Annotated in this window: 19 protein-coding genes; 10 read left to right on the plus strand and 9 right to left on the minus strand. The window is 43.5% G+C overall.

Going from position 1 to position 25,581, the window contains the following annotated elements; translation table 11 throughout:
• Window positions 1–182 precede the first annotated feature (182 nt).
• The 9 genes from AC1D0K_RS27075 (at window position 183) to AC1D0K_RS27115 (ending at window position 13,269) form a co-directional block, all read left to right on the plus strand.
• Window positions 183–1,145, plus strand: a complete 963-nt coding sequence (locus AC1D0K_RS27075) for a heme-binding domain-containing protein (protein ID WP_477397503.1) — start codon at window positions 183–185, stop codon at window positions 1,143–1,145.
• Window positions 1,146–1,147: 2 nt separating this feature from the next.
• The gene (locus AC1D0K_RS27080) at window positions 1,148–1,630 is read left to right on the plus strand and encodes a hypothetical protein (RefSeq protein WP_477397505.1); all 483 of its coding nucleotides are present in this window, start codon (window positions 1,148–1,150) and stop codon (window positions 1,628–1,630) included.
• Window positions 1,627–2,673 (plus strand): sensor histidine kinase, encoded by a 1,047-nt coding sequence (locus tag AC1D0K_RS27085; protein ID WP_477397507.1) that lies wholly within the window; start codon window positions 1,627–1,629, stop codon window positions 2,671–2,673. The genes AC1D0K_RS27080 and AC1D0K_RS27085 overlap by 4 nt, the downstream gene beginning before the upstream one ends.
• Complete coding sequence (locus tag AC1D0K_RS27090) at window positions 2,654–3,421, plus strand: LytR/AlgR family response regulator transcription factor (protein ID WP_477397509.1); 768 nt, start codon at window positions 2,654–2,656, stop codon at window positions 3,419–3,421. Before AC1D0K_RS27085 ends, AC1D0K_RS27090 begins: the two co-directional genes overlap by 20 nt.
• 207 nt (window positions 3,422–3,628) lie before the next feature.
• Entirely contained in the window at window positions 3,629–6,430 is a 2,802-nt protein-coding gene (locus tag AC1D0K_RS27095) for a PKD domain-containing protein (protein ID WP_477397511.1), read from the plus strand.
• 179 nt (window positions 6,431–6,609) lie between these two features.
• Window positions 6,610–9,354 (plus strand): ligase-associated DNA damage response DEXH box helicase, encoded by a 2,745-nt coding sequence (locus AC1D0K_RS27100; RefSeq protein ID WP_477397513.1) that lies wholly within the window; start codon window positions 6,610–6,612, stop codon window positions 9,352–9,354.
• 905 nt (window positions 9,355–10,259) lie between these two features.
• The gene (locus tag AC1D0K_RS27105; RefSeq protein ID WP_477397515.1) at window positions 10,260–11,387 is read left to right on the plus strand and encodes a redoxin domain-containing protein; all 1,128 of its coding nucleotides are present in this window, start codon (window positions 10,260–10,262) and stop codon (window positions 11,385–11,387) included.
• A gap of 1 nt (window position 11,388) precedes the next feature.
• Window positions 11,389–12,906: a trypsin-like peptidase domain-containing protein gene (locus AC1D0K_RS27110; RefSeq protein ID WP_477397517.1), complete on the plus strand. Its 1,518-nt coding sequence runs from the start codon at window positions 11,389–11,391 to the stop codon at window positions 12,904–12,906.
• Between the two features lie 135 nt (window positions 12,907–13,041).
• Window positions 13,042–13,269, plus strand: a complete 228-nt coding sequence (locus AC1D0K_RS27115) for a hypothetical protein (RefSeq protein WP_477438865.1) — start codon at window positions 13,042–13,044, stop codon at window positions 13,267–13,269.
• A gap of 271 nt (window positions 13,270–13,540) precedes the next feature.
• Here AC1D0K_RS27115 and AC1D0K_RS27120 read toward each other — a convergent pair whose 3' ends face one another.
• From AC1D0K_RS27120 to AC1D0K_RS27150, 7 genes are all read right to left on the minus strand, one after another.
• Complete coding sequence (locus AC1D0K_RS27120) at window positions 13,541–13,978, minus strand: hypothetical protein (protein ID WP_477392047.1); 438 nt, start codon at window positions 13,976–13,978, stop codon at window positions 13,541–13,543.
• A gap of 134 nt (window positions 13,979–14,112) precedes the next feature.
• Window positions 14,113–14,553: a DUF4844 domain-containing protein gene (locus AC1D0K_RS27125; RefSeq protein WP_477392046.1), complete on the minus strand. Its 441-nt coding sequence runs from the start codon at window positions 14,551–14,553 to the stop codon at window positions 14,113–14,115.
• Window positions 14,554–14,977: 424 nt separating this feature from the next.
• The gene (locus tag AC1D0K_RS27130) at window positions 14,978–15,346 is read right to left on the minus strand and encodes a DUF1304 domain-containing protein (protein ID WP_295715968.1); all 369 of its coding nucleotides are present in this window, start codon (window positions 15,344–15,346) and stop codon (window positions 14,978–14,980) included.
• A gap of 342 nt (window positions 15,347–15,688) precedes the next feature.
• Window positions 15,689–17,578 (minus strand): T9SS type B sorting domain-containing protein, encoded by a 1,890-nt coding sequence (locus tag AC1D0K_RS27135; protein WP_477392045.1) that lies wholly within the window; start codon window positions 17,576–17,578, stop codon window positions 15,689–15,691.
• Window positions 17,579–17,901: 323 nt separating this feature from the next.
• A complete protein-coding gene (ahcY, locus tag AC1D0K_RS27140) occupies window positions 17,902–19,218 on the minus strand; it encodes an adenosylhomocysteinase (RefSeq protein ID WP_295715964.1) in 1,317 nt (438 codons plus the stop codon).
• Window positions 19,219–19,516: 298 nt separating this feature from the next.
• Window positions 19,517–19,882 carry a bactofilin family protein gene (locus AC1D0K_RS27145; protein WP_295715960.1) on the minus strand — a complete coding sequence of 122 codons (366 nt, stop codon included), beginning with the start codon at window positions 19,880–19,882 and terminating at the stop codon, window positions 19,517–19,519.
• Between the two features lie 94 nt (window positions 19,883–19,976).
• Entirely contained in the window at window positions 19,977–20,849 is an 873-nt protein-coding gene (locus tag AC1D0K_RS27150) for a peptidoglycan DD-metalloendopeptidase family protein (RefSeq protein WP_477392044.1), read from the minus strand.
• A 197-nt stretch (window positions 20,850–21,046) separates the two neighbouring features.
• Between AC1D0K_RS27150 and AC1D0K_RS27155 the strand changes: the two genes are divergently transcribed.
• Window positions 21,047–21,457, plus strand: coding sequence for a BrxA/BrxB family bacilliredoxin (locus tag AC1D0K_RS27155; RefSeq protein ID WP_477392043.1), 411 nt, complete (start codon window positions 21,047–21,049; stop codon window positions 21,455–21,457).
• Between the two features lie 97 nt (window positions 21,458–21,554).
• On the opposite strand, the gene AC1D0K_RS27160 is transcribed toward AC1D0K_RS27155, so the two are convergent.
• Together AC1D0K_RS27160 and AC1D0K_RS27165 are read right to left on the minus strand one after the other, a co-directional pair.
• Entirely contained in the window at window positions 21,555–23,081 is a 1,527-nt protein-coding gene (locus AC1D0K_RS27160) for an alpha/beta hydrolase-fold protein (protein WP_477392042.1), read from the minus strand.
• A gap of 17 nt (window positions 23,082–23,098) precedes the next feature.
• Window positions 23,099–25,498, minus strand: coding sequence for an ABC transporter permease (locus tag AC1D0K_RS27165; RefSeq protein ID WP_477392041.1), 2,400 nt, complete (start codon window positions 25,496–25,498; stop codon window positions 23,099–23,101).
• Window positions 25,499–25,581 lie beyond the last annotated feature (83 nt).

The following is a 25,581-nucleotide window of genomic DNA, read 5'->3' on the forward strand; positions in this document are numbered from 1 at the left end:
TACTACAAGCCTTGCATAAACTATGCAAGGCTTTTTTGTGGGGAAAGAATTTCCTATACAAGAGGCAATCCCCACCATCAACCTCCGCAATGCCGGTTTGCCCTGTTATTTTGCCGTATTGAACATAAAAGCGCTTTGCTATCCGCTGTATTCATGCTTCTTTTGTATAAAAGTATTTTACAATGAGGAAGTTAGTAAACCAAACCAGCAAGCGAAATTATTTCATACTGGCTATTGTTTTAATTATCGCTTTTTCCGGGATCCAATTTATTCATCCCGAAATTAAAAACTCACCGGCAACTGGCGACTTTGAAGCTCCTGCCGACGTTAAAGCCATTATTATACGTGCCTGTTATGATTGCCACTCCAACCAAACAAACCTGCGATGGTATGATAAAGTAGCCCCCATTTACTGGCAGGTGGCGCAGCATGTTAAGGATGGCCGGGCGGGTCTTAATTTTTCTACATGGAAAAACCTTGCCCCTGCCGATCAGAAAGCGAAACTATGGGAGGCTGTTAACCAGATCTCGGCAGGCGCAATGCCGGTTAAAGATTATGTGCTGGTACATTCATCGGCAAAGGTGTCGGCTAATGATCTTGCCGTGTTAAAAAAGTACATGGCAGATATGGTTGTAAATAAACCCGCGGATACCGCAAAAATAAATGCTTTGGATAAACAATACCAGCACTGGCAAAAAGGAAAAGTTGCTGCGGGTAAACTGCCCACCGCGCTTAACGGCGTTACCTACATTCCCGATTACAAAAACTGGCAGCCTATAAGTACAACCGAGCGTTTTGATAATGGTACCATGCGGGTGATATTTGGTAATGATGTGGCTACTAAAGCCATTAAAGAAAACCATATTAATCCATGGCCAAACGGAACCATATTTGCCAAAGTAGCCTGGGACCAGCTTGCCGATAAAGACGGGGAGGTGCATACCGGCGCTTTTAAGCAGATAGAATACATGATTAAAGACGATCAAAAATATAAAACAACCAAGGGCTGGGGTTTCGCCCGATTTAAAACCCCTAAACTGGTGCCTTATGGTACCGATGTGATGTTTGCCCGCGAATGTGTAAGCTGCCATAAACCTTTGGCCGATGAGGATTTTGTATTTACCCAACCCCTTAAACACCAATAATCATGAAAAGATCAATATATATATTATTAGCAGGATTGACTATGTTATCATCTGCCTGCGGTCATAAAACTAACAGTGCCGGTCTGATCAACAAAAAAGCCTCGCTTCCCCCATCATTTCACTTTGAAGCCTTAGGCTTAAAAGTGATGTCGTCGTCAATCAATAAAAAACGGGGTACCATGTCAACCCTGTATGCCAATGAGCTTGGTTTAAAAAATGCAATAGCCGGCTTAAAAAACCATCCGGCGGGCGAAGTATTTGCATTAGTTACCTGGAAACAACAGGACGATGACCATTGGTTTGGCGCTAAAATTCCCGGCGACCTGAGTAGTGTGGAACTTGTAAAAACTACGGCTATAGTCAGCCATACCGTAATCAGCTATAAAAAATTTGAAGGTAAAGATTTGGTTGCAAACCCGGATACACTTCATCAGCAAGATAGAATTAAGTATATATTTGAGCAGCAACCATCTGTAATGCCATGATTTTTACCGGGTACGTTAAAACTAATAACAAAAAAGTATTCAGGGTATCGGCCCGCATCATCTGGTTCAGCTCGCTGTTCATGGGGATCTTGGCATCGATACCCAAAATACTTCAGTTACACATCCGGGGAATTGAGCTGGTTGTAGATGCATCCATCGCTTTTTTATTTTCGTTGTTTGTTTGGTATTTTAACATTTACAGCCTGCCCAAATTTTCTAACCAGCAAATTACTACGCGTTTTTTTAACCGCCGGCTAAGTAGCAGTTTGTTTTTAGGCATTATGCTGATGCTGATACTTGTTGCTGTTCACCAGGCGCTATTCCCTTATTACCATTTTCAATCCATGACGTTGATGTATGAGTTTAGGGGGATACTAATCAACTTAACCATCTACATGTTTCTGTATTTGCTATACCAAAGTTATAGCGCGCAGTTAATGGGCTTTGAAATGGATAGGATTAAAACAGACAATCTTGGGGCGCAGTACGAATTGTTGAAACAGCAGGTAAATCCCCATTTTTTGTTTAATAGTCTTACAACACTGAAGTCAATGGTGGATATTGGAGATGAGCATGTAGCCGATTTTATAGTTAAATTGGCTGATTTTTATCGCTTTTCATTAGAAAGCAGAAAAATGGATATCATTCCACTATCCGAAGAATTAGACATACTAAATGCCTACCTGTATTTACTAAAGGCCCGTTTTGAAGATGGCATCCAAATTACTTTTAAAATTAGCAACCAACATCTATCATCATACATACCACCATTTACGTTACAGTTACTGGTTGAAAATTGTATTAAACATAATGTAGTTTCGTTGGAGCAGCCTTTAAACATTGCCTTGTATTCTGAAGGAGAAATGCTGGTGATAACAAATCAATTGCAACTCAAAAAAACGCCGGAATCATCTACCGGGGTAGGGTTAGAAAATATTAACCAGCGTTACCTGCACCTTTTGCATAAAAAAGTAGATGTAGTTACCGATGGTACATCCTTTAAGGTTTATTTACCTGTAATATATGACTATACTCATCATTGAAGACGAGGTTAAAACCGCGAAAGCACTTGCCCGGCTTATTGTTGCGGTACAACCGGGCGCGCAAATAATAGCCTCGATACAAAGTGTGGCCACAGCCATCAGCTTCCTTAATACCAATGCCAGGCCCGATCTGATCTTTATGGATATCCAGCTGGCAGATGGTTTATGCTTTGAGATATTTAAAGAGGTGAAAATTGAATCGCCCATAATATTTTGTACCGCTTATGACGATTACGCCATAGACGCCTTCAAAGCAAATGGTATAGACTATATACTTAAACCATTTTTAAAGGAAAACATTTTGCAGGCTTTTGATAAGGTAAGTAAGTTACAGAGCTTTTTCCAGGGCCCCAAGAATGATCTGCCTGAAATTGAAGCCTTGCTCAACCGGCTTGATAATAAACAGGATAAAAAGAGTTTCCTGGTATTTAAGAACAACAAGTATTTTACTATTGCAACAGAGAATATCGCTTTTTTTTATATCCGGAACGAAACACCTACCATCACCACATTTGACCTCCAGGAGTATCCCATATCACAATCTTTAGATGAAGTACACAAACTTTTATCAGCCAGTCAATTTTTCAGATTAAGCAGGCAATACCTCATCAACTTCAACGCGGTAAAAGAAGTAGAACATTATTTTGCACGTAAATTATTAATCAGGCTGGTTATACCCAGTCCTGATCAGTTACTAATAGGAAAAGACAAGGCAACAGCTTTTTTAGACTGGCTGGAAAACCGGTAAAACCCAAGCCGCCGTAATGCTTAACAATCCAACAGCACTTTCATAGCGAATCATTTACCGATTCAATTGCCCCATTAATCGATACCTACCTTTGAATGTGCAATTGTTAAAACATCTTTAAGCCTCAAGAGCTGCTTACCTGCGCATGTTGGTTAAGCGGCGGCGCGCGTTGGCGCGTTAATCCACCATAATTAATGATGCTTATAAATGTTGGTTGCCTTAAAGCCCGAAAAATCCCTTGTCTTTGTTGTATATTTTTTACTTGCGCTATTTTTAGGTAACAGCGCGCAGGCGCAAAGCCTGGGCGATCCGGTTGTTAAAATAACTTTTGGATCGGGCACGGCCTCCCGTGCTGGTGCGTTATCTGCCGACTCGGGCACCACCACTTATGTTTACAGCGGCAGCGGCCAGATTGGTGAAAATTATTATACCATCACCAATCAAAGTACCACCACGGTTCACGGAGGTTTTGTTACCAGTTACGACCATGATTACGAAACCACCGGCAATACCAACGGCTATATGATGGTGGTAAACGGCAACCTGACTGCCGGTACCGTATACACCCGAACCGTGCCGGGTTTGTGTGGTAATACACAATACCAGTTTGGCGTGTGGATTAAGAATGTATTGGCATCGGGAGGCATATTACCCAATATGATTTTCCATATATACGCGGCCGATGGTGTCACAGAACTGGGCAGCGGGGTACCAACCGGTGATGTGCCCTCTGGTAACGTATGGCATAATTATACGGCTAACTTTACTTTACCCGCGGGCACAGGCGATGTGATTATTAAATTGGTTAGCAATGCCAGCGGCACACAGGGTAATGATTTCGCGGTAGATGATATTACCTTTAGCCCGTATGGATCAACGGTTTCGGCCGTTTTTACCGCGTCGGCCAGTGGTACAGTTACCACATGCGCAGGTTCGGCACAAAGCTATACTATTAAAGCCACCAGCACCCTGGCCAGCGGATATGTACAAAAACTGCAAATGTATACTAATGGTGCCTGGACAGACCTGGGGACCGCCGGTACAGCAACCACGTTTACCATAAGCTCGCCCGCCACGGCAGGCACCTATAAGTACCGCCTGGTTTCGGCTACAACTGGTAACATTACTTCGGCCAGCTGTGTAGTTGCATCCAACAACCTTACTTTAGTAGTAACGCCATCACCTATAGCCGCTTTTACCGTACCCAACGCTACCTGCCTGGGCACCGCCACCGTATTTACCGATGCTTCTGTTACCAACGGATCAACCATAACCTCATGGGCCTGGAATTTTGGCGACGGGCAAACCTCGGCGCTGCAAAACCCAAGCCATACATACTCGCAAACCGGTGCCTATACAGCGACACTCACCGTGGCGGGCAATACGGGCTGCACAGCGTCTGTAGCAACTAAAACCATAACTATCAGCGCCCTGCCGGTTGCAGCCTTCGGCTTTTCCACACCGGATTGTTTAACCAAAGCGGTTACTATTACAGATCAATCCACAACCACCACCGGAACCATAACCAGCCGACTTTGGGACTATGGCGAAGGGGCTACCGAAACAAAAACCAGCAGCACGGCATTTGAACACCTATACAACACTGCCGGCACCTATAGTATAAAGCTTACCATAACCAACTCCGGCGGATGCATGGCCACCACTACAAAAAGCATTACCATAAGTCCCCCGCCTGTTGCCGCATTCACTATGCCCGATGTTTGCCTGGCCGATGCCTCTGCAACTTTTACAGATAACAGCACCATTGCCGACAATACCGCCCGCGGCTTTACCTATCTATGGAACTTTGGCGATGCCAACGCTACAACAGCCAACCCCAACACATCCACATTAAAAAACCCATCGCATAAATACACACAGGCAGCAGTGTACCCGGTTACGCTTACGGTAACATCGGCAAGCGGCTGTACCTCCACCCTAACCCAAAACTTTACCGTAAACGGATCAATTCCCGTAGCCTCATTTACTGTAGCCAACACATCAACGCTTTGCAGCGATCAACAGGTTACATTTACCAATACATCAACAGTAGATTTTGGCAGCATTACCAAAGTAGAATGGTATTATGATTATGGCAATAACCCTACCACTGTAGTTACAGACCAAAGCCCGGCCTATGGTAAAATTTACTACCATACCTACACTGCCTTCCATACCCCGGCCACACAAAATTACCAGGTACGTATGGTAGCTTATTCGGGCGGCAGCTGCGTATCTGTCATGGATAAAACTATTACTTTGCTTGCTGTGCCCGAGTTAACTTTCACCGCGCCATCGGCCGTGTGCATTAATGGCGGTACCGTGCAGCTGGCAGCGCAGGAAATTGCAGGGGTAGCCGGTACAGGTGTTTACACCGGCACCGGCGTAAGCAATACCGGATTGTTTGATCCGGCCACAGCCGGGGCAGGTACCTTTACCATCAATTACGTTTATAATGCGACAAATGGCTGCCCTGTTACGGTAAGCCAACCCATTACGGTTAATCCCATACCGGTTATTACCGCTGGACCAGACATCACCGTACTCGCCGGCGGAAGTGCAAATCTCCCCGCAACAGCGAAGGGCGACGGCCTTACTTATTCCTGGACACCGACTACTTACCTGAACGATGCAACCGTATTAAACCCAACGGTTACCCCACTCCAGGATATTACCTACACCCTAACGGTAAGCAACAGCGCCGGATGTTCGGTAAGCGGGCAGGTAAACGTTTCGGTATTGCAGGGGCCGGTAGTGCCAAATGCGTTTTCGCCCAATGGCGATGGCGTTAACGATCAATGGAATATTAAATACCTTGATACCTACACCAACTGCACGGTTGAAGTTTATAACCGCTATGGAGCCAAACTATTTGCATCAACAGGTTACACCGTGCCCTGGGATGGTACTTACAACGGCACGCAGGTACCCGGCGGCGTGTATTATTACATCATCAACCCCAAACACGGGCGAAGCACCCTATCTGGCTCTTTAACCATCATCAGGTAAAATGCAAGGTGTAATTTCTCCGCCGAAATTATACTACCTCTAACGCGCATCCTGCTATTTTATCGAGCCCATGAATACAACCATGGCGGGTAAATCAGGTCACGTACACAAATAACCTCTTGCGGCACGCTAATTTTTTGATTATCCAACTAAAGTGTTATTCCTTTGTTAATTAAACGATGATAGGAAAAGGCCGGCAGGTTATACAGCAATGGTACAAGGGAAAAAACTGGCATCAGTTCCCGTTTCAGCAGGAAATGGAGAACACCTATCTTGCCGGCTATTCGGGTTTGCTGAACGCGCCTACCGGCAGCGGTAAAACCTATGCCTTGTTTTTACCCTTCCTGGCCGATTTTATTAATAAACACCCGGATACTTATACTACGCAAAAAAACAACGGCTTACTCATGCTGTGGATAACCCCGCTGCGGGCTTTAACCAACGATATCCGCAAAGCCATGCAGGAAGCCTGCGACGAAATGGGATTACCCTGGCGCATTGCGACCCGAACAGGTGATACCCCGGCTGCAGAAAAAGCAGCCCTCAAGAAAAAGTTGCCAGAAGTACTGCTCACCACACCCGAAAGCCTGCACCTGATGCTGGCTCAAAAAGAATATCCAAAAATATTCAGCAACCTGCAGGTAGTAGTCATTGATGAGTGGCATGAGCTGTTAGGCACTAAACGAGGGGTACAGGTGGAACTGGGTTTGTCCCGGCTTAAGGCCCTTGCTTCTGCTGGCAGTGGGCAGTTTTCAGTGGGCAGTTCTCAGTTAGCAGTTAACAGGGAGCAGCCGGCAATGGGAGGTGAAGAGTTGGCAGGGGACAGTTCTCAGTCAGCAGCGAGAAAAAAGAATAAAAATGAATCTCTGGATAAGACTGCAAACCAAGAATTGCCCTCTGCCAACTTCTCACTGCTAACTGAGAACCGCCCACTGCCAACTGCAAACCGCCAACTCAAAATCTGGGGTATAAGTGCCACCATTGGCAACCTGGAACAGGCGGCCGAAGTTTTATTGGGTAACGATTTCCCTCCGGAGCAGATTAAAATGGTACGGGCCAACCTGGAAAAGAAACTGGAGATAAAATCCATCATCCCGGATAACGTAGAGAATTATTCCTGGGCGGGGCATATCGGCTTAAAATTGCTGCCGCAGGTAATGGAGATAGTGGCCCGCAGTAAAACCACGCTGATATTTACCAATACCCGTTCGCAATCAGAGATCTGGTACCATGCTATTTTAGATAATTACCCGGAGTATGCCGGTATCATGGCCATGCACCACGGCTCGCTTGATAACGAGTTACGCAACTGGGTGGAGCAGGCCCTGCACGCCGAAGCGCTGAAAGTAGTAGTATGCACTTCGAGCCTGGATCTTGGGGTTGATTTCAGGCCGGTTGATACCGTAGTGCAGGTAGGTAGCCCCAAGGGTGTTGCCCGGTTTATGCAGCGTGCCGGGCGAAGCGGTCACCGCCCCGGGGCAGTATCAAGAGCCTATTTTGTGCCCACCCACTCGCTGGAGCTTTTGGAAGGTGCGGCCCTTAAGGAAGGCATCAAGAAAGGTATTTTTGAAAGCCGCGACCCCATGCTGCTTACCATGGATGTATTGATCCAGTATATGGTTACGCTGGCGGTATCGGATGGTTTCAGGGCCGACGAACTGTTTAAAGAAGTAAAAGGCACCTATGCCTTTGCCGACCTTACCAGCAAGGAATTTGGCGAGCTTTTGGAGTTTATAACCAGCGGCGGCAAAACGCTGGCCCAATACGATGAGTTTTTAAAGGTGGAGATTGAGGATGGCTTATATAAGGTGAACAGCCGCCGGGTGGCTATGCGGCACAGGTTAAGTATAGGCACCATTACCAGCGAATTAAGTATCAGGGTAAAATGGCTTAGCGGTGGCAGTTTAGGCACTATCGAAGAATCCTTTGTATCCAAGCTCAAACCGGGCAGTACCTTTTGGTTTGCAGGCCGTAGCCTGGAGTTTATCCGGGTGAAGGAGATGACCGCCTATGTTAAAAAATCAAACTCAACCAAGGGGCTTATACCGAGTTGGAATGGTGGCCGCATGCCTTTGTCGTCACAACTATCGGCTGTATTCCGCGATAAGCTGGATGAGGTGGCTCATGGTATCGAGAAAGATATAGAAGTGATAGCCCTTAAACCTTTATTTAAATTACAGCAGGAACTATCGCATTTGCCGCAAAGCCATGAGTTTTTGATCGAATCATTTAAGTCGCGCCAAGGGCATCACCTGTTGTTCTACCCCTTTGAAGGGCGGTTGGTGCATGAGGGCATGGCATCACTACTGGCCTATCGCATCAGCAAGATCAAGAATGCCAGCTTCTCTATCGCCATGAATGATTATGGCTTCGAACTGCTTACCGATGAGGACGTACCCATTGAGCGGGTGCTGGAAGATGCCAGTTTTTTCTCTATAGATAACCTGATAGATGATATCCAGCACAGCCTGAACGCCAACGAAATGGCCCGTCGCCGTTTCAGGGATATCGCCCATATCGGCGGACTGGTATTTACAGGCTACCCCGGTCAGCAGGTGAAGAACAAGCATTTGCAGGCGTCTACCTCGCTGCTGTTCGAGGTATTTAGCGAATACGAGCCAAATAACCTGCTGGTAAGGCAGGCCTATAATGAGGCCCTGGCTTTTCAGTTGGAAGAGTTTAGATTGAGAGCCGCCTTACAGCGCATCGGCACCCAAACCATCATCCTGAAAACAATTGAACGCCCTACCCCATTTGCTTTCCCCATTATGGTTGACAGCCTGGGGAGAGAACGTTTAACCACCGAAACCATGGAAGAACGCATTGCCAAAATGGCCCGGAGCTACGGGGCCGAAGGCGTTGGTGAGGTTAATGAAAATAAGAAAAGCAGGAAGCCGGGGATTACCCGGAAGAAAGGGTTTTAGGCAGATGGGGAAATCGGCGTTCGCTTTTTCGAGAGTATCCCGACCACTGACAAAAACAGGAAGCTATAATTTAGAATCAAGATTTTAAAAGCTGTTGCGTTCGCAACAGGTGAAACAGTGAAAAATTATATCTGTTTAGCAATCAATACATTAAGAATTGTCATAAAATAAAAACCGAAACAAAAACCGAAACAGGGGGAGTCTGGTGGCTACCGTTGTTATAATTATATACCCGTAGTTTTAAACTACAAGCATAGTCGTTCGAAGTTGGAGACATTCGAACAGCGGAAAGACTTCGGAGAGCTGGGGCAAAAAGGATTAGAATATTTTATTAATAACGAGGCTGTTAAACAACTATTATTAAGATCAATAAAACCGTAATTATGAAGTACTGCTGTGAAGAATTTGAATTTGATGTTAAAGTTCCATCAACAACCGCTCCTAACATTAGAATAGTACAATTTTTACCACAACCCAATTGGAAAAAAAAACAGAATATATATGGGATATTTTATAACACTTGGTTATCAGAAGTTTGACATTATGCAAATAGTCATAAGACACATTTTTTTCTGCCCATATTGTGGAACAAATCTCAAGTTATTTTATAAATCACCTGAATATGCTAATGAAATAGAAGGAAAAACATTTTAGCGACTCTACCCTGTCTTGTCCTAAAATAGGTTTTCACGGGCTGCCTCGAGGCTATGCGTTTTTACTGAGACTCTGAATGGCTTGAAAACCGCATGGCTTCTTCAGTTCTTGATAGGATTCACCTGGTCAATTTATTGAACAGAAGCGGAGATTGACTTCCTGTTAATCAAGATAGCGAAATAAAGTTTTACATCTGATGGGCTCTTTTCGTTTTCGGAGATCATGTATTAAAAAGATTTCACAAAAAATGTATGAAAAAACTATTAAGCATTATTTTAAGCATGGCTGCATTGAACGCTGCGGCACAAACTTCCCACTTTACTATTAACGGGCAGATTGGTAATCTCAACGGTAAAAAAGTTTATTTAAGCTTTATGACAGATGGTAAAGGTCATGAGGATTCGACTACATTGGCCAGCGGGACTTTTCACTTTACCGGTCAGATGAATCCCTACAGTTCAGTACGGTTAGCACTTGATCATAAAGGCCTTGGACGTGAAATCGCTACTCATGGCGGGGATGTTATCTATTTTAATTTTGCAAACGAAACGCTGAATATTGACTCTAAGGACTCTTTGGCAAACGCGCGAATGAGCGGCTCTAAAACCTATGAAGAATATTCGGCTTATGTGAAAGCCGTAGGTCCGATGCCATGGGATATTGACCATATTTCCAATGCCGAGATCGCTGCTGCACCCGAACTTGCGAACGATACCGCGTTCACCAACCAGGTGGCCCGCCACCACTATAAAATGGTTGCTGATCTTCAAGCCAATAACCTGGAATTCGCCAAAACCCATCCGGATTCTTTCTTTGCACCGGTTGCGCTGTTCGGTACCGCTGCTAATGATAAAACTGTTACGATAGCCGAACAGGTATTCAAAACCTTCAGCCCGGCAATCCGGGCAACAGATAATGGCAAATCCATCAAGGAGCTTATAGAGGCGCATTACCGCCTTAAAATTGGAGCGGCTGCACCAGTTTTCACACAAGTAAACCCGGCAGGTAAAGCGGTTTCTTTAGCCAGCTATAAAGGCAAGATCGTGCTGGTTGATTTCTGGGCCAGCTGGTGTTCACCTTGCCGCCAGGAGATCCCAAACCTCTTGAGCCAGTATAAAATGTATAAAGATAAAGGGTTCGAGATCCTATCTGTATCACTGGACAGCAGCCGTGACAAATGGCTGAAGGCTGTGCAGCAGGAAGGCATGGGATGGGCGCAAGTCAGTGATCTGAATGGCAGCAGCAACAGCGTCGCCCGTCTTTATGGTGTTTCAGCGATACCTGCAACCTTCCTGGTAGATCGTGAAGGCAAACTCATTAGCACCAATCTTCGCGGCGAAGATCTTAATAAGAAACTGGCAGAACTTTTTAAGAATTAAGATGCAGTCACGCTTTCTCCTGATCCTGTGTAGTTTCATAATTAACCGTTATGCAGCTGCTCAGGATCTTAAATCAACAGTGGACAAAGTCAGGCCCGCCTGTGTCCGTATATGGGGTTTCGATACTTTGCAACAACAACGCACCAGTGCACAGTTCAGTGGCGTAGTGGTAAAAGGCAATTATATCCTTACAGCCGCTCATGTTATTACGCCCGGCAGCACCTACAAAATCTTTTTTCCAAACGGTGAAGAAACCATCGCGGAGGCGCTGGGAAAGATTGAATTGTCTGAAGACAAAACACGTCCTGACGTAGCGCTCATGAGAATTTTGAAAGGCACAAACCATCCGGGAGTAGTGATGAGTTTAGCTGATCTGCATAAGGATCAACCCTGCCTTAGCATTGCCTACCCTGAAAGCCTTGACCAGGAACAGCCCACTATTCGTCTTGGCAAGGTTATCGAACCATTGAATAGCCGCGGATTTATCCGGTCAACAGCTTTGATGGAACCAGGTGATTCAGGCGGTCCTCTCTTTAATTTAAGTGGAGAGCTCATAGGGTTACACAGTGCGATCGGAATCCCGGAATCGGAAAATTATGATGTGCCAGTAAATTTGTACCAGGAATATTGGTCGGCGCTTCAGAAACCGGTTATTTATCGAAACTGGCCTGAGCGGGTAGACGCCGTCCAGAAAGATAATAGAACTCTGGAGTTTACCTGGCCCAAAGCCGGAACTTATACCGGTACCTGTATCAGGATCACGAGTCGGTTAGATGGTAAAGCGCAAACAGTGCTTGGGACAGTGATTCAATCGTTCGTAGTTTCAAAGAGTTCAATAGTCGGCGATTCAGTTTTTATTCTTGGTAAACCGGGCATAGTAATAGCGCGGGACAAAGAACATGACCTTGTGCTGATCCGTCCGGCGCAAAAGCTTAAGGGCCTAAAAATTAAGCAGATCATCAGCCCTGATCCTGGGGAGGTCTTGTTTGCACCTGTAATAGACTCAGTGGTGACAGGTATAGTTAGCGGTGGCCCGATCGGCCTTAGAAAAATTAATAGTGCTGGCTTTTTAGGCGCTACACCTCAACATGGCAGCAGCCCTGAAAAAATTTATTTTGTTCGCCCTGGTTCACCGGCGGCGCAGCTGGATATTCGCTCCGGGGATATAATCCCTGGTCTGAATGACTCATTGAAAGCTCATTGGCCAGGCGACACACTGCAACTTAAACTGCAAAGAGGCTCAAAAAACATATTGAAAAGCGTCGTGCTCACTTATCCGCCATTAATGCTTCATGATCATCCGGCTTACCATTTTGCCGGTGGCAGCAGCCAGCGTAATGATGGGTTCAGGAATATTTACAGTACCGACCTGATCTTGCGCCCCGAACAATGCGGAGGCCCTGTATTTGATATGCAGAATCATTTCATAGGCATTAATATAGCACGATTTAGCAGAGCTAATTCTGTATTGATTAGCACACAAGTTATCAAAGACTTTATCGTAGTCAATTCGCGATAATATCATGGAGCATAAATCTCTAAAGCCTTAAGATTATAGGTCATGCACTTTAGCATATGTTTGATCATTTAGATAATCCGGGGTGCTGAATTCAAATAGCCGTATATTAGTGCCATTATAAAATAAAGTAGCAGGATGTTTAATAAAGCAGCGTTGAATGCAAAGGTCAAGACCTGGCTCGATGAACAAATCAAGAAAAGCGTCGTAAAAGAAGTTACAGAGTGTTACGACCTGATGGACAAGGATAGCACCAATCACCGCAACATTTTCCGGATCTGTAAAAAACAGCTCAATGCGGTGCGGTCAAAGATCGTTTTGAGTTATGTAAAGGTACTTGAACTGGTGATTCTGGTTTATAAATAAACAGTTAAACTGCACATAAATTATTACTCCGGCGTTTTTCTGCATTTTCGCCGGGGTTTAATTAGTTAATTTGTTTAAGCTAATGCATTTTTGAATAGTTGTATGTGTTTTTTTTTTAAATGCGCTGCAAAATTGATCTGACCGGACACGGTGATGTGAAAAGTAGACTTTCCGTTATGGTCGTAAAGTTCCCCGACACTATTTGGCGCGAGTATGCAGCGCTGGCCATGTGCGTTGGGGTACTCGTGACGGGCTATGTAGCGTTTAGGAATTACGCCACAATGCTGTCATTTTTAGCTCTATTTAGTATTTCATTTATCATTTCTTCTGCCCTCACTTTAGTAATAAAGAACGAGATTATGCATACGACAAGGGCTACAATCCCAACAAGCATAAACACACCTTTAAAAACACCTATAATCAAAAGAGGGAGTGTGAATAACAATTGAAGTGTTATAGATATCGAATAGGTTAGTTTAACAACATTTTCTTGTTTCAGTCGATCGAATTCAATTATGCCGCTGTCTACCCTATTCATATTTTGCCCTCTTGGTGCAAAGCTCAAACCGCCCCCAAATTTAAAAGTGATGTTATTATTCTTATTACTCGTGATACGGTAATCTAACTCTTTTAAGTAGAAAAAAGCTTTATTTATTAAGATTGAGATATCTGTCGAAGTTGTTTTCTCAACTTTGTAAGTTAATTTCATTTGGCTTGAATTATATTTAATTGAATCTTATCGCTGACTGGCGCGAGTATGCAACGCCGGCCATATGCGTTGGGGTACTCGGGACGCGGTATGTTATTAACTGGTATCAGCCTGAAATTATCGTCGTTTTGAGCCTAATTCTTCTTTGTCGGGTCAAAACCGTAAATCCATTTATTTAACAGACCATTGGAGCTTTGCAGGCCAACGCAATCCATTAACTCTTCAAAATAATGGCATATCCTTTCCTTGTCTTCCGTATCCAGTTCATCAGCGTAAGTATTAAACCTGTCTAAACCCTTTTTTATATTATCCTGGAATTTCTTTTCGGTTGGATGCATACTCACTGTTGCTAAAAAATCTTTCGCGGCCAGGTTTAAAAGGGTATTCAACTGAGGTTTTAATTTGGGATTCGATAGACCATTAAATGAGGTATTAGGCTCGCCGTCAAATTTCGATTGCTGAATAAACTGGCTGAGCTTTTGCCGGGCGTCAGGATTTACTTTCATTGTTGATTGCTCCTGGGCGCAAATTGTTGTCATTACAGCTACGAACATTAATGTTAAAAGTGATTTCATAAGGCGACCGAATGTACAAAACTTAAAATTCACAGGTCATTTCATTATCGTAGCTGTTCTTTTACGGCCTTTCTCATTGTCATCACTATAATAACTATTAACAGTAGTGCAATATGTAATGCGGTAATAAACATCAACAACAGTCCGGGCCCTAAACTCCCGCCTCCGGCATTTAAAAAATTGATGATATACAACCACCCTGTTAAATTATAGGTTAAAATAATCAAAAAGTTTATCCAACAAAACTTCCATATTTGGGGACTCCTGGTATGTTTAGCCAGTAATAACGTAGTTGTAATAATAAGGATGAAAACGATAATTAGCATATGAATATTAGGCTGATAAGAAAGATTATACTTTCAAAGTTGTTTAGGTTTGATGCAGTACACTTCCTTTAACTGGCTGAAGCATCCTGTAAAGCCTATTACCTACTAAGCAACACAAAAGCAAGAGCAATAATTGCTGGCAATGCCTGTGAAAAAAATATTTTTTTGCTTGCTGTAAGCGCTCCGTATAAACCTGCAGTAATTACGCAGCTTAAGAAAAACACGCTGATGTTAAACGCCCATAATTTATCCGAAATAAAGAAGGTCCAGATTAAACCTGCAGATAAGAAACCATTATACAAGCCCTGGTTAGCGGCAAGTCCTTTTGTCGGGGAGAATAAGCTATCGGGAAGAGCGCCCTTGAATGTTTTTCGGCCAAGCGTTTCCCATGCAAACATCTCCATATAAAGGATATATAAGTGTTCGACTGCAACGAGTCCTACTAAAATTTTGGCTATTATCTCCATGTTTTCTAATTGGTTAGGTTTTTCTAATTTAGGAAATTACAGTCTATTTAACGAGTCCGAAACATTTAGTTTTTTTACCGGCGCCCGATGTCATCCCTTTCTTGCGTTAGGGGTGCAGCGGATACCGGCCAAAGTGATTAAGGCCTGTGTAGTATGAGCGTAAAACCCGGCCCGCAGGGAACGCCCACATTAGTAGCAAGTAATTAGTATCAAGTAGCGGAGATATTAAGCAGCGAACATTGCAGGTGGTTTATCTGTCCTGTGGAATGCCGATCCGTCAGCCGACGGACGGCACCACGTCCGCTATTTTCTTTTTTTACCCCTTTTTTCAACCCGCCCCGATTACCTGACGATGGTTACACTCCCCGACAACGATTTGTTGCCATTTTTAAGATTGATAATATAATAATAGGTACCCTCCGGAACGGGCTGTCCCTTAAAAGTACCATCCCAGGCTATATTGTAACCAATTGATCTGAACAGCCTTTGCCCGTACCTGTTGAATACTTCAACTGTACCATGAGGGTAAGCACTTAAATTTTTTATCTCCCACAGATCATTTCTGCCGTCGCCATTTGGCGAAAAGCTATTGGGAATGCTGATATCCCCCGGAGTTGCAGGAGGCGTTGGCAAAGGATCAACAGTGATTGTAAACTGCACCGGCAAACCGGCGCATAAATTATCACTAAATATAGCCATGAAATTTCCGCCGGGTTGCACAGGGATTTGCTGTGTAGCTATATTGGTTGCCGCATCTATAACCGATATATAAGCCGAAAGCGAATTAACCACGTAAACCTTGCTTCCGTCGCTGTTAATGGTAATACCGGCCGGGTTATCGCCAACATCTACGGTAGTTAGTATGTTATTGGCTAACGTGTTGATAACGGTAACCTTTTTTGTTGTTATGTTTGATACGTATAACCGGGTGCCATCCTGACTTATGGCAATGCCCCCTGCCGGCGTTGCAACGTCAATTTTATAAGTAAGTAACCTGCTGGCAATATCAACCACAGCTATATCATGTGAATTATAATTGGCTATATACAGCTTCTTGTTATCCGGGCTTATGGTGATACTGTTTGGGGTTATTCCGGTAACTAAACCATATTCAAAGATATTAGTGGCAGTATCATAAAACTGAACTGCATTTGAACCCTCATTGATGATGTATAGTTTTTTACCATCGGCACTGATGGCCAGATCAGCAGGGTTAAGGCCGGTTGTAACCGTTTTTACAATGGCGTGTGTATTGGCATCGATAACGCTTAAGCGGTTAGATGTACCACCTGTAACATACAGCCTGCTGCCATCTGGACTTATCACCATGCCTGTTGGGTTAACCCCTGCGGCAAAAGCAGTAAGTACTTTATTGGTAGCGGTACTGATTACAGATACTGTATTTGAGCCCGGATTGGCCACATAAAGCAGGCTTTTATCGGGGCTCAGCACCACCCTCGACGGGTTTGAATGATCCGGTATTCCTTGCGTGATATCTTGCTCTACTTTGTTGGTAATGGTATTTATTAATGAAACCGAATTTGATAAAGCGTTGGGCGCATAGGCATAGTTTGCGGGCACCGGACTAACCGTAATATTAGCAGTAACAGGCATGGTGCCTGTATTTACCGCAATGAATTTGCCGATATTCCCGGTACCGTTGGGGGCTAAACCAATAGTTGTATTGTCATTTGTCCAAGCGTAACTGCCTGCTGTACCGGTAAAATTAACGGCATCTGTAAGTTGCCCGTTTTGTTTGGTTTGATTAGCGACCGGATCAACCACAGGTAACACGGTGATATAACCAGTTACCTTTGCTGTTTGGCTAACCGAACCCCAACTTAGCATGACATCTCCGGATATATTGCCTGTTACGGCCTGCGCCGATGATCGCACATAAATGATTATATTGGAGATCAGTCCGGAGTTTTGGGTAAGCGTTACACTATTGCTATAAGTTCCATTGGCAACAAGCGAAATCTCAAAATTATTGGGGGCTGTAACCGTTACATCGGCAGATAAACCACTTCCCGAAACCGGGAATTGCTGGATAGCCGGACTTACAGATGCTGTACCGGCACAGGCCGAAATGACGCCTGATACATCGCCAACAATAATTTGCGGCGTAGCCGTTGTTGATAATATATGCTTTACCTGCTGCGCGGACCGCGCACCAACTGTAGTAATCAGTGAAAATATAATGGCGCTTATTAAACGCAGATATTTTTTCATGCAGTTTTGTTAACCTGCATATTAAAAATAACATTAACTACCATAATGTTTTTTAAAGCTGATAAATATAATACCATTAAAAATACATGATATCGTTCCCTCATACCCGGTGTAAGTGTATCGTAACCATAGCATAACTTAATTTGTTTGTTCATTAAGAGATGGCGTTGTGCAATAAACAACACCTCCTTTACGAAAGTAGCAGAACCGGCGGCATTCGTAAATTAACCCCATCTGCCTGTCAACAAAAAGGCATGATCCTAAAACCATGCCTTTTATATATCCATGCAAAAACCTTTCGGCTTTTGCCTTTCACTTAAAAATTAATAACGGTAATATTCCGGTTTAAACGGACCATCAACGGTTACGCCGATGTATTCAGCCTGATCCTGATCAAGTACTTCCAGCTCTACACCAATTTTAGCAAGGTGTAAACGGGCTACTTTTTCATCAAGGTGTTTTGGTAAGGTGTAAACCTCGTTTTTGTAAGCTGCATTGTTTGTCCAAAGCTCCAGCTGGGCCAAAGTTTGGTTGGTGAATGAGTTACTCATTACAAAACTTGGGTGACCTGTAGCACAACCTAAATTAACCAAACGGCCTTCGGCCAACACGATAACATCGCTGCCATCAATGGTGTATTTATCAACCTGTGGTTTAATTTCAATTTTGGTATTACCGTAAGTACCATTTAACCAGGCCATATCAATCTCATTATCAAAGTGACCGATGTTACAAACAATGGCTTTATCTTTCAAGGCACGGAAATGCTCTTCGCGAACGATGTTTTTGTTGCCTGTTGCAGTAACCACAATATCGGCTTCTTTAATGGCGGTGCCTAATTTTTTAACCTCGAAACCTTCCATAGCTGCCTGTAATGCGCAGATAGGGTCAATTTCGGTAACAATAACGCGCACACCAGAGTTTCTTAAGCTATCGGCAGAACCTTTACCTACGTCGCCATAACCGCATACTACGGCTACTTTACCGGCCATCATCACGTCTGTTGCACGGCGGATAGCATCAACCAGCGATTCGCGGCAACCATATTTATTATCAAATTTTGATTTGGTAACAGAATCGTTCACGTTAATTGCAGGCATTGGCAATGTACCGGCTTTCATGCGCTCATATAAGCGGTGAACACCTGTAGTAGTTTCTTCAGAAAGACCTTTGATCTCGGCGATCAGTTCCGGGAACCTGTCTAATACCATGTTGGTTAAATCGCCGCCATCATCCAAAATCATGTTCAATGGTTTGCGGTCTTCGCCAAAAAATAAGGTTTGCTCAATACACCAGTCAAATTCTTCGGCGTTCATACCTTTCCAGGCATAAACAGAAATACCTGCAGCAGCAATAGCGGCGGCGGCATGATCCTGGGTTGAAAATATATTACATGACGACCAGGTAACTTCGGCGCCAAGCTCAATCAATGTTTCAATTAATACAGCTGTTTGGATGGTCATGTGCAGGCAGCCTGCAATACGTGCACCTTTCAAAGGCTGGCTTGGTCCGTACTCCTGGCGTAAAGCCATTAAGCCCGGCATTTCAGCCTCGGCCAGTTCAATCTCCTTGCGGCCCCATTCGGCTAACGAAAGGTCTTTTACTTTGTATTTAACAAATGCTGTTTCTACTGATGACATATCATTTCAATTTTGATGCAAATTTAACTTATAAGTTTGTGAAAATGAAATGAAGAATAGTGGGCATTTGCTGTTATACGAAAAGTTGTAAAAATCGAATTGCCCATTTCGATAGAGCGGGGCAGGAAAAGCTTGGGTGAAAGAAAAAGTTTATAAACAGATTTGTCGAGTGAGCAAGGGAGAGACTGAGCGTGGCGCAAAAGCCAAACTTCAAAACCAAATTGTCATTTCTTTTATTAAAAAAGATGTGCACACACAAAGTATTTTCAAATAGGGGAAATTAAAAAAACACCTTCCCCTATTTCGTTGCCGCCTGCATGGTTAACTGTCCATTATAAACGCCGCCTGTTTCAACCAGCAGGGTTTGGGTTTTTATGCTGCCGGTAATTTCGCCGCTTGCTTTTATTTCCAGGGATCCTGTTTGGATATCGCCGTTAACGGTGCCGTAAACAACTATCTCCTTGGTGATGATGTTACCCTTTACCTGCCCTTTTTCACCAAGGATCAGGCCTTCGTCAACCGTTACGTCGCCATTTACCAATCCATCAATACGGGCAAATGCAGGTGCATTCAAACTGCCATCTAAAATACTGCCCTCGCTTATAAGGGTTGATATTGCCTGAAGATCAAGTGCCACTTTATCTTTTTTTCCGAAAATAGACATGTTGTTGTGAGGGGTGAAATGGTGAGCAGTGAACGGTGAGTGGTTAGTAATTGGCGAGAAGATTTTCTACTCACTATTCACCACTCCCCTTTCACTATTTATTCAGTGTTAGATATTTAACGGGGTTTACAGGTTTGCCGTTCACGCGTACCTCGTAATGTAAATGCGCACCGGTGGAGTGGCCGGTTGACCCTACCAGGCCTATCTCGTCGCCTACGTTTACTTCCTGCCCTACTTTTACCTTTATTTTGGATAGGTGCCCGTAAACGGTTTGGATATTATTGATGTGCTGAATGCGGATGCAGTTGCCATAACCACCAGCCCAGCCTGCAAAAACTATCTTGCCGCTTGCGGTACATTTTACTTCATCACCCCGTTTGCCTTTAAAATCAATACCCGGATGAAACTCGGCATTACCGGTATCAAATGGATCGCTGCGGTAACCAAAAAACGAGGTGAATGAACTGATGCGGGGGTATCCCATTGGTGTAAAAGCAATGGTACCCATTAGGTGATTGAGGTAATCGTTATACAGGGAGTAGACTTCGTTGTCTGATAGTTTTTTACCTTCGGCATTGCTATCGCCACCAAGCCCTTTGGTGCTGAAACCTTTTAGTCCACGACGGCGTAAATAATCATTGATGGTTTTTAACTTGCCTTCAATAGCCTGAATATAGGATTGTGCGCTCCCTTCTTTATTGTTGGCCGGCGCCACAACCTGTACCGGGATGGCACCCTTAAGCTTTACTATTTGCTGTAGCAGTTTTTGCTTTTCAATTTCCTGCTGCGTGTTTTGCGATCTTAAATAAATAATACATCCCACCAAAACCACTATTACCGACAAGATGCCGAGCGCATAATGCTTAAGCCTGCTCAGGTGTTTTGTTTTTATTTGTAAAGAACGGGTAGGCTGTTGATTTTTGTTAATAATAACAACAGTACTGATATCAGATGTCTTTTGTTTCATCAAAATCAATTAATTAGGGTCTGCAATATAACTATTACTGTGTATAAATCAATATGATTATAAACAAACAACTTATCGCCTGATGGTTACGTTAAAATGTATATAGTCAGCAAAATGTTATTATTGCGTTTTTTAAACGTAAACTGTTAATCATTTCTTATTTTTGTTATTGATAAATTGTAAAAAAGAAACACATTATGTATCCAGAATATTTAGTTGCCCCAATGCGGGAAGATTTGACCAGGGTAGGATTTGAGGAGTTGAAAGATGCCGACGCAGTAAAAAACGCAATTGAAAGCGAAGGAACTGTGTTTGTAATGGTAAATTCTGTATGCGGCTGCGCTGCTGCTAACGCGCGTCCTGCTGCCAGGATTGCTGCTGCCAATGAGAAACACCCAGATAAATTTGTGACTGTTTTTGCAGGTATGGAAAAAGAGGCTGTTGATGCTGCACGTAACTACATGTTGCCTTATCCTCCATCATCACCGGCAATGGCTTTATTTAAAGATGGCAAACTGGTACACATTATTGAGCGTCACCAGATAGAAGGCCGCCCAGCACAAATGATAGCCGATAACCTGATCGGTGCTTTTGAGCAATACTGCTAATTAGCTTAAAGCCGATGGCTGAAAGCTAAAAAGAAAGAATAAAAGAAAAGATCCGGTGTGAAAATACCGGATCTTTTCTTTTATCAATCGTTCCCCACTAATTACGGTTATATTGCAAATCCAGGGGGATTGTGACAGGATTTTTAGCAGCCATGCTACCGGGAGTAAGGTACACCAGCTTCAATTTACGGTCGCCGGTTTTATGCAGGTACTCCAGCCTGAAAGGGTAAAAACCCTTTGTTAGCGGCATTATGAATGATTTTCCGTCGCGATGTAAACTATCCGTAATTATCAATGGCTTATTACCGAGAGATAGTTTTGATCCGTTGTCGGCATCTAATGCAAAAATATAATAACCATCTTCCTTTGCTTCCAATAATCCATCAATAACCAGGGCGAAATTATTTTTCCGCGGAAGATTATTTACATCAAACTCTTTGTTTGTTATCCCTGTATTCGTAGGTTTTACGTTTTTAAGATCCGGCCATTTATCCCACTCTCCCTCATAATAGGCAAAGTTAAACCCGCCCGGTTTTGCGTTGTTCTGCTTTGAAACAGGGCGAAGCATTTTTTCGACAGTAAAATTACCCGTTGAGGTTTTATCATAGCGGTTACGCCGGGTGAAACGTTTAAAAGTAATCGTGGCAGCGCCGGTTAAGGTTATCTCGGGCTGTGCCTTTGCAGATAAGATGGTGGGGACTGTTCCATCAAGCGTATAACGCACTTTGGTGGTATCGTTAAAATACCATATTTTAATGGGTTTCTCTTTCAAAACAATACCATTCATCGGGTGAAATTCAATAGAACCGGAGGAGCCGGCATAGGTAAACTTTAACCCGTCATAAATGCTTTTCAGCCTTACCGAACTATGTGTTTCATCGGGATACATCAGAATTTTCCAGGCTAAACTTGCGGGAGCACTTTTTTGAAGAATGGTATCCATGGTATCAATTTTCATCGATTTACCATCCTTACCTTCCCGGCCGCTTATAAAAAGTGTGGTATTTGAACCGGCTAAGGCGGGCAGCTTACCGGCCGCTATTTTTGGCAGATAGTTATTATCCCACCAAAAACTGGGGTCGACCGCGATATACGATTTAAACACTTTTGGCTCATTTAACAGCGCGTACATCACAAACAAGCCACCCAATGAATGCCCCCAAAGCGTATTATCGCCATTGGAGGGGTATGTTTTATCAACATAGGGGATCAACTCATTTTTAATAAAGCCAAGGAATTTATCTGCCCCTCCCGATGTTTTCCAACCTTCTAAATGAGTTGGGGTAAGGTCTTTGTTTCTGTCGATACCCAAAACGCTTACAATTATGGTTGGAGGCATATTGCCTTCTCCCTCTAAAAAGCGCTGAACCTCGTTTATTAAACCTGTATTCCAGTTGCCACCATCAAGCACATACAGCACATCATATTTATCGGTACTCCCCGGTTTATATTTGGGTGGAATAAATACCTGTATAAGCCTTTCCTGGTTTAATATACCCGACTTTAAAGAGTCGAGTCTTGCGTTAACGGGTATTCGAAGAACAGTATCCTGCGCTTTGGCCATGTTACCCAGGCTACCAATCATTGTTAGCAGGATCAAAAAAACGCGAATTGTATTTTTCATTTTTATTGTATTATTCGTTATTCGCTCCTCAAGCTTTTTACCGGGTTCATCAAAGCGGCCTTAATACTTTGGTAGCTTACCGTAAGCAGGGTGATCGTGATAGAACCGATAGCAGTCGCCCCAAAAATCCACCAGGAAAGTTCGGCGTGGTACTTGTAATCCTTTATCCAACTTTGCATAGAATAGTAAGCGATGGGTATAGCTATCAGTAATGATATAGAAACCAGCACCACAAAATCTAACGACAGTAAGCGCCACAAACCAAATACTGATGCGCCAAGCACCTTGCGCACGCCAATCTCTTTAGTACGCTGCTCGGCCACAAACGATGCCATACCAAACAGGCCCATACAACTAATGAAAATAGCCAGCAGGGTAAAAAATCCCGCCAGCTTGCCAACACGCTCTTCATTCGCAAATTTTTGGGCGTACTCTTCATCTGTAAACTTAAAATCAAAGGGGCTGCCCGGGTTGTATTGCTTAAATATAGGTTCAATTTTGCCCAATGCTTCGCTGGCGCTTATTTTAGGGTTTATTCTGATATCAATCAACTCACCTGCATAATTGATCATAAAAAACATGCTTGGTTTTACAGGTTCATAGGGCGATGACATTACCATATCCTTTATAACACCGATGACCTTAATACCCTGACTTCCGTTTTTTATAATTTCACCTACAGGGTGTTTCAGGTTCATGAATTTCACTGCTGCCTCGTTCAGTATTACACCCGATGAATCGCTTAAAATCGTTCTCGAAAAATCACGACCGTCAGTAATTTGCCATCCGGCCACTTTTCCAAATTCGGGGCTTATCGGTATAACTCCAAAATCATCCTGCAGATTGGGATCTTTATCTTTCCAGCTAAACCCGCTGCTGTTTGACCATACCGCTGTTAACGGGCTGTTAGATTCAGCAACTTCAACTATCGCGCCCGATCGAAGCAGCTCATTCCTTACAGCGCTAAAATGTTTATGAATATCATCAGTATTCATACTAACCTGTATCAGCCCGGTACGGTTATAACCAATTGGCCTGTTTTTGGCAAACTGTACCTGCCTGAAAACGATGATAGTACCTATAATTAAAGTAACCGAAACAGTAAACTGCAAAACCACCAGTACCTTACGGGGAATAGACGCAAAACGACCCGCCTTAAATGTCCCCTTCAGCACTTTTACAGGCTGAAACGACGACAGGTAAAAGGCCGGATAACTGCCGGCTATTAACCCGGTTAGCAAACTAAAGCCTATACCTAACAGCCAAAACACCGGGTTGCCCCAAAGTATATACATGGTTTTATCAGCAACCTGGTTAAACCATGGCAAAATAAGCTGTACAATCAATATTGAAAACAAAAAGGCAAATGAGGTGATCAATAGCGATTCGAGAAAAAACTGACCTATGAGCTGGCTGCGCAATGAGCCAACCGTTTTGCGAATACCTACTTCTTTTGCCCTTTTTTCGCTGCGGGCAGTGCTCAGGTTCATGAAATTAATACAGGCCAGCAACAGCACAAATACCCCAATAACACCAAACATCCATACAAATTGTATAGCCCCTCCTGTATTAATACCGTTTTTAAACTCCGAGTATAAATGCCACTTACTCATTGGATGTAAAAAAATGGCGGGTTTAGAAGCGAGAAATAACTTATTGGCCCGCTCGGCAATAATAGCATCCCATTTTATGTTTTTTATATGAGCAGATACCTTATCTATATGAGCATTGGGGACCAGCTGAGCAAATATCTGCCATGAATTATTATCCCAATTTGCAATATTTCTTTTTAACCACGGCTCGGTGGTCATGTACAGATCCCAGGGGGCAATAAAAGCCAATTCGCTAAAACTGGTATTATGGGGCATATCTGCATAAACGCCGGTAACCTTAACGTTCCATTTATTATCAATTTTTACAGGCTGCAACATGGGGTCGGCATTCCCAAACAATGCCTTAGCCAGTGATGCTGAAAGCAAAATAGACGATGGATCTTTTAAGCCAGAGCGGGTTCCCTTCAGCATTTTTAAAGTGAGCATATCAGGGGCTTCGGACTGCATATAGTTACCCTGCTGCTTTAGTTTTTTATTACCATTTGCAATGATATGACCGCCTGTCCAGGTCGATAATACCACGTATTTAAAATCGCGTTTGTAATCCTGCCTCAGTTTTGCACCTAAAGGCAGGGGAATAGCGGTTTGGGTAAACACATTACCGTTAACGGTTTGATGCTGCATTACCTGCACAATACGGTCATGGCTTTGATAGTATTTATCATATGATAACTCATCCCATATCCACAAACCAATAAGCATAGCCACTGCCATACCCACCGATAGGCCGGCAACGTTAATAAAAGTATGCGCCCTGTTACGGGTAAGGTTTCGCCAGGCGATCTTCAGATAATTTTTTATCATTGCTGTATTAGTTCATTGGTTCACTTGTTCATTAATACCTTTCTGTCCGCCCCAGTTCCTACCGCCGCTGTCTTAACTCTTGA

The sequence above is a fragment of the Mucilaginibacter sp. P1_A3 genome, from assembly GCF_056406855.1.

What these genes read in the sequence shown, in the direction of transcription:
- AC1D0K_RS27075 (WP_477397503.1), top strand. Translation starts at nt 183, where the DNA reads ATGAGGAAGTTAGTAAACCAAACCAGCAAGCGAAATTATTTCATACTG.
- AC1D0K_RS27080 (WP_477397505.1), top strand. Translation starts at nt 1,148, where the DNA reads ATGAAAAGATCAATATATATATTATTAGCAGGATTGACTATGTTATCA.
- AC1D0K_RS27085 (WP_477397507.1), top strand. Translation starts at nt 1,627, where the DNA reads ATGATTTTTACCGGGTACGTTAAAACTAATAACAAAAAAGTATTCAGG.
- AC1D0K_RS27090 (WP_477397509.1), top strand. Translation starts at nt 2,654, where the DNA reads ATGACTATACTCATCATTGAAGACGAGGTTAAAACCGCGAAAGCACTT.
- AC1D0K_RS27095 (WP_477397511.1), top strand. Translation starts at nt 3,629, where the DNA reads ATGTTGGTTGCCTTAAAGCCCGAAAAATCCCTTGTCTTTGTTGTATAT.
- AC1D0K_RS27100 (WP_477397513.1), top strand. Translation starts at nt 6,610, where the DNA reads ATGATAGGAAAAGGCCGGCAGGTTATACAGCAATGGTACAAGGGAAAA.
- AC1D0K_RS27105 (WP_477397515.1), top strand. Translation starts at nt 10,260, where the DNA reads ATGAAAAAACTATTAAGCATTATTTTAAGCATGGCTGCATTGAACGCT.
- AC1D0K_RS27110 (WP_477397517.1), top strand. Translation starts at nt 11,389, where the DNA reads ATGCAGTCACGCTTTCTCCTGATCCTGTGTAGTTTCATAATTAACCGT.
- AC1D0K_RS27115 (WP_477438865.1), top strand. Translation starts at nt 13,042, where the DNA reads ATGTTTAATAAAGCAGCGTTGAATGCAAAGGTCAAGACCTGGCTCGAT.
- AC1D0K_RS27120 (WP_477392047.1), bottom strand. Translation starts at nt 13,978, where the DNA reads ATGAAATTAACTTACAAAGTTGAGAAAACAACTTCGACAGATATCTCA.
- AC1D0K_RS27125 (WP_477392046.1), bottom strand. Translation starts at nt 14,553, where the DNA reads ATGAAATCACTTTTAACATTAATGTTCGTAGCTGTAATGACAACAATT.
- AC1D0K_RS27130 (WP_295715968.1), bottom strand. Translation starts at nt 15,346, where the DNA reads ATGGAGATAATAGCCAAAATTTTAGTAGGACTCGTTGCAGTCGAACAC.
- AC1D0K_RS27135 (WP_477392045.1), bottom strand. Translation starts at nt 17,578, where the DNA reads ATGAAAAAATATCTGCGTTTAATAAGCGCCATTATATTTTCACTGATT.
- ahcY (WP_295715964.1), bottom strand. Translation starts at nt 19,218, where the DNA reads ATGTCATCAGTAGAAACAGCATTTGTTAAATACAAAGTAAAAGACCTT.
- AC1D0K_RS27145 (WP_295715960.1), bottom strand. Translation starts at nt 19,882, where the DNA reads ATGTCTATTTTCGGAAAAAAAGATAAAGTGGCACTTGATCTTCAGGCA.
- AC1D0K_RS27150 (WP_477392044.1), bottom strand. Translation starts at nt 20,849, where the DNA reads ATGAAACAAAAGACATCTGATATCAGTACTGTTGTTATTATTAACAAA.
- AC1D0K_RS27155 (WP_477392043.1), top strand. Translation starts at nt 21,047, where the DNA reads ATGTATCCAGAATATTTAGTTGCCCCAATGCGGGAAGATTTGACCAGG.
- AC1D0K_RS27160 (WP_477392042.1), bottom strand. Translation starts at nt 23,081, where the DNA reads ATGAAAAATACAATTCGCGTTTTTTTGATCCTGCTAACAATGATTGGT.
- AC1D0K_RS27165 (WP_477392041.1), bottom strand. Translation starts at nt 25,498, where the DNA reads ATGATAAAAAATTATCTGAAGATCGCCTGGCGAAACCTTACCCGTAAC.